The 4906-nt window shown below is 36.2% G+C and carries 3 protein-coding genes; 1 reads left to right on the forward strand and 2 read right to left on the reverse strand.

Going from position 1 to position 4906, the window contains the following annotated elements; genetic code table 11:
* Positions 1 to 443: 443 nt before the first annotated feature.
* Both BGL89_RS00005 and BGL89_RS00010 read right to left on the reverse strand, forming a co-directional pair.
* Positions 444 to 1754: a mechanosensitive ion channel family protein gene (locus BGL89_RS00005; RefSeq protein WP_286823554.1), complete on the reverse strand. Its 1311-nt coding sequence runs from the start codon at positions 1752 to 1754 to the stop codon at positions 444 to 446.
* A gap of 2 nt (positions 1755 to 1756) precedes the next feature.
* Positions 1757 to 3049 carry a sugar ABC transporter substrate-binding protein gene (locus BGL89_RS00010; RefSeq protein WP_286823556.1) on the reverse strand — a complete coding sequence of 431 codons (1293 nt, stop codon included), beginning with the start codon at positions 3047 to 3049 and terminating at the stop codon, positions 1757 to 1759.
* Positions 3050 to 3664: 615 nt separating this feature from the next.
* Between BGL89_RS00010 and BGL89_RS00015 the strand changes: the two genes are divergently transcribed.
* The gene (locus BGL89_RS00015; protein ID WP_502692578.1) at positions 3665 to 4684 is read left to right on the forward strand and encodes a tetratricopeptide repeat protein; all 1020 of its coding nucleotides are present in this window, start codon (positions 3665 to 3667) and stop codon (positions 4682 to 4684) included.
* The last annotated feature ends 222 nt before the right edge of the window (positions 4685 to 4906 follow it).

The raw sequence follows: 4906 nt of genomic DNA on the forward strand, positions 1-4906 counted from the left end.
CCTGATCACTCCCAGTCCGGTACTTTTTGATTGACAAAAAGTCTAAAAGTCTTACCCAACAAGGTTTTTAGATTTATTCAGCAGACCCTATCTAGGGTAGATAGTATATTAAAGTTTTTTTTATGTCAAGACATTAACTATTAATAAAAGATAATAAATATATGATACTAAATCCAGTTATTAAAGACTGATTGTTTATTCCCCCTTTTGCCTCTTGCCTTTTGCCTATCCTGATATGTAGCCCATACTCAACGGATTTAGTATGAATTTAATCAGGGGAATTGATATATCTTAAGATGAAAATAATCAGCTGGTTTTTTTGACCAGAATAAATTGCTAATTAACGCCAGTTCGGTTTAAGGGAATTTTGCCATAGCTTCCACGAAAGAATAGGAGTTTCAGGCTACGGTAGCATCAGGGTTTTAGCTGATCCCGAACTCAGGTTAATTATTGCGAATGTGAATATCTTGCTGCGGGAAGGGAATCTCGATACCCTGTTGAGTAAACCTATCAAGAATAACACAATTAACATCACTAATTACGCGCTTTTTCCTGTTAACATTATCCAACCAGAACTTTAATTCAAAGTTTAAACTAGAATGATCAAAATTAAGAAAAAAAGCTACTGGTTGCGGGTTTTTAAGTATATGAGTATGTTGGTCAGCAATGTCTAGCAATAAATTCATCACCTGTTGTGCGTTAGAATGATAACCAACTCCGATAACAATTGAACAATAAATCAAGTTATCACTACCTGTATAGGTGGTGACATCCTCAGTAAAAAACTTTTGATTGGGAATAATTTTTTCGGAATTGTCTGTAAGAATTTGCACTGTTGTCGCTCGAATACCTAGCTTTTTTACCTGAGAAGTTTGCCCTTCAATATTAATTATGTCTCCAGGTTTGAGAACTTTTTCAAATAATAGTAAAATACCGCTAATAAAATTACTGACCACTTGCTGCATACCGAAACCAATACCCACCGATAAACCGCCAGTAATTGCCGCTATTGCCGTTGCATTAACTCCCACATAACCCAAGATGATGATAAAACCTAAGACAATGAAAAAATAACGTCCTAACAGTAAAGTTGCTTCAATTTCACCGCGACTAGCTTGCGGATTTAAATTAGCAATACTCAGAATTATAGTCTCTATAAGAACAACAATAATCACTAGAAAATAGGGAGCTATTATCAAAATAAATATGCTTCTCAATGTGATCGGACTATTGAATAAATTGAAGGGAGATACTTGGGAAATTTCCTGAATATTATTGTAAAAAACAATCATGGTTCTCAGGAGAAATAACACCAATAAAGGTGCTAAAAGCCGGAAATGATAATATTTAATTGTATTGACGGAAAACTTGGCGTATAATCCAGCTAATAAACAACGATAAATTAAATAAAACCACAGGAGTTTTATAGATAAACTAATCATTCCTCTTGTCCAATTTTGACTGAAAAAAATTAGATAATTTAAGTCAAGTAAAATTAGACTAATAACTGGAAAATTAAGAAACTGTATCAGGATAGCAAAATATTGACGGAGGGTTAAATTTTTATCACTGTGAATAAACCTGGTGACGTGAGGAAATCTTTTTCTCAAGTAAGACCATAACCATTTTGATAATAACCAAGCAAGAATTAAAGATATAAAAATAATCGTTAATTGGTTTTGAACATTTCTGCGTCCTAAAAATAATAATTGGTTAGCAATTATTTCCGAAAGAGAGGGAATATTGTTGTTCATAATTAATTTATTTTCCTGACTTCCTGATCGAGACCTGATTGAATATAAAGTGTCAGTTTTTGGGCTGCTGTTGAGGAAGATATTTCACCAGCGATCGCTCTTTCATACCAAAATTCTCCCTCTTCTAAAATTTTATTCAACTTTTCCCAATCATCCAGAGGAACTGCCACAGCATTGTGAGATTGTTGTAATAATACCGATTCGATCGGTAGTAAATTTCCTTCGATCTGCACCCGTCGATTAGTGGGAATAAAACTTTCTGTTTGGATGATTGCTTGTAATTGTTGTTCGGGATTGGTGAGAAATTTTCCTAAAGCTAATCCCAAACTATTTTCATTATCACTATTATTGCGATTAAATACCATCACCCGTGTATAGAGAATTGGTGCTGCTTTACCTTGAGTTTCTTGGGGGAGTAAAGCGACTCTGAGATCATCTTGGAGGCTGTTTTTTAAATCGGCAATTTCAATAGAATTACACACATAATAGGTTAAGCGACCTCTAGCAAAAGCATTATGAAGTAATTCCCGTTGACGATTGAGGATAAAATTAGGCTGTGACGAAGCAAATTTTAGCCATTCTAGCCATTTTGCCCAACCATCTAAGCGAGGTTGCAGCCTACCCTGATCATCCCACAAATAGCTGCCAAAAATTGCCATTCCCCAAAAAGTATCTTCAAAAGAGGAAACTATCCCCACAGAATAACCTTTGCGCGCACGTTCCACTAATCCCGCTAAAGTGGTAGGAGGTTGCTTCAGCAGCGGATCGGGACTAACTTGTAATTTTTTTTGATTGTAACACAGTACACGAGTACGAGAACCTAAGGGAATGCCATAGATTTTTCCTTGATAGCTAACTTGTTTCAGGGTTGGGGGATTATAAATAGATAAATCTAGATTTTTCCGGTCAATTTCCTCCAGTACTCCTTGGGATACTAATCTGGGTATATTTCTCGAAAAAATTAGAATAACACTTGCACCTAATCCGCTTTGAGATTGTTTAAAAAAACGTTCGGGTATCTCATCGATAGGAATAGCTTGTTCAATAATTGTCACCTGCGGATTTAATTTTTCAAACTCTTGCAAACCGAGACCTACTACTTCAGTTAAATCGCCATCTTCTGGATACCACACCAAAAGGGTTCCTCGCTGTTGCTCCGATGATTGGTTAGGAAGATCACTAAAACAAGCATAAAGAAAAATCGGCATCAAGATAAAAAGCAATAGGAGCGATATAATCATCTTTGCTTTTTTGCTTCTCCAAGCAGTTTTAACTCTGAGCCTTAGGGATTGCATCGCTCGTGATCCTTCGAAAATATTGCCATAGACCCATATTACATGAAAAGGTGACTAATAATCCTTATCAGAAAAATAATTAACATGATCTTTTGTCAAGAGCCACCAGTACAGCAACAATCTCAGTTAAAAATTTGTGCGAGTTAAACTGCTGACCTATCTAAAGGTTGCATCTCATATTTGTGACGTTCTCTCACTTATGGTGAGTAGCAGAAGTTATTAAAAGAGGGCGAATGCAATTCGCCCCTACAATAATATTATCGCGCCAATGGTAGGGGCGCACCAGGGTCAGTGAGTTTGTCGAACTGCGTGCGCTCAAATCTAATATAAATATTTCTACAAAAGCGAGTTTCATAGTTTATTTTCTAACACTCTAATACCCAGTTTAAATATGCAACAGATTCAGGAAACTGTTCTTAGTATAAGTAAAATTCCTGTTATTAATAATTATGTCATGACGAGGGGGTGATACCCGCCTTAACTTTACTGTATCAACCAAGACCCCACCGAAGCAATCTTTACTGTATGATTAGAGTCTAAAAGTCTCAGAATGGATTCAGGCAATTCAATCCGCAGAATCACAATTTGAGCAAGTTTTAAATTTATTGGAGGATGATGATGATTCAGATTCATAAAAATCAAACTAATTCGGCTCAGGCTAGTAATTCTGAAACAGAGTTAAATCTTGAGAATTTTGATCAGATTGCACCCAAAAAACATGATCCTAAAATCTATCAAAAGCTCTTAAAAAAAGCTCAGGATATTGGTGATAAACAATCTGAGGTTTTTGCTCTTAGCCGGTTAGCAATGATTTATCAATCTTGGGGTCAATATAGAGAAGCAATACAATATCTTCAGCAACAATTAGTAATTATTAGAGAAATCAATGATCGGTATTCGGAGGCGAATACTTTAGGTAATTTGGGAGCGGCTTATCAGTCTTTAGGGCAGTATCAAGAAGCAATTGCACATCTTCAAGAACAATTAGCAATTGCTCAGGAGATCGGCGATATTCTTGCCCTAGCAAATGCTTTCGGAAATCTGGGGATTACTTATCAGTTTTTAGGACAATATCAGCAAGCAATTGAATATTTTCAAAAACAATTAGAAATTGCCCAACAAATTGGTGATAGAATATCAGAAGCCAATGCTTTGAGTAATTTAGGTATTTCTTATAAATATCAAGGCGATTTTGCTCAAGCAAAATCTCTATTTTTACAAGGATTAAAAATCCATGAAGAGTTATTTGGTGGCAATAATCCTAGTGTTGTTTCTAATCTCAACAATCTGGCGAGTCTTTATCAATATCAAGGGAAATACGAAGAAGCCGAACCTCTCTTTTTACGCTCGCTGGCGATTCGGGAAAAGCTATTAGGAAAAGAGCATCCTGATGTGGCGACCAGTCTCAACAATCTGGCGAGTCTTTATTATTCTCAAGGGAAATACACAGAAGCAGAACTGCTCTATCAAAGAGCCATTGCTATTTTGATAGCTACATTAGGCGAAAATCACCCTAATATTCAAACAGTAAGAAAGAATTATTTTCGGATGCTGTCCCAACTTCCCGATGAGGAATTAAGCCAACGCTTTCCTCCCGAAATGATCGAATATATCCAATCCCTCCGTCATGCCTAGATTCTTTGTAATACCTTAATAATGCTCAAACTGCAATAAAATTACTCCAGCAGATAGCAAATGCCTAAAAAAATACGAGAACTCAAGTCTATACTTCTGAAAGCAGGGTTTACCTATCGCCACGGTAAAGGCAGTCATCGAAAATTTTGGGTCTGAAACCCCGTCGTTCTACGACGGCTTTACCGTTAAATACTAGCGCATTTACCAAATATATGCTAAAAT

This window comes from Microcystis sp. LSC13-02 (assembly GCA_002282935.1).
Taxonomy (GTDB): Bacteria; Cyanobacteriota; Cyanobacteriia; order Cyanobacteriales; family Microcystaceae; genus Microcystis.

Coding starts and splice junctions, on each gene's coding strand:
- BGL89_RS00005 (WP_286823554.1), bottom strand. CDS start 1,754: ATGAACAACAATATTCCCTCTCTTTCGGAAATAATTGCTAACCAATTA.
- BGL89_RS00010 (WP_286823556.1), bottom strand. CDS start 3,049: ATGCAATCCCTAAGGCTCAGAGTTAAAACTGCTTGGAGAAGCAAAAAA.
- BGL89_RS00015 (WP_502692578.1), top strand. CDS start 3,665: ATGATGATTCAGATTCATAAAAATCAAACTAATTCGGCTCAGGCTAGT.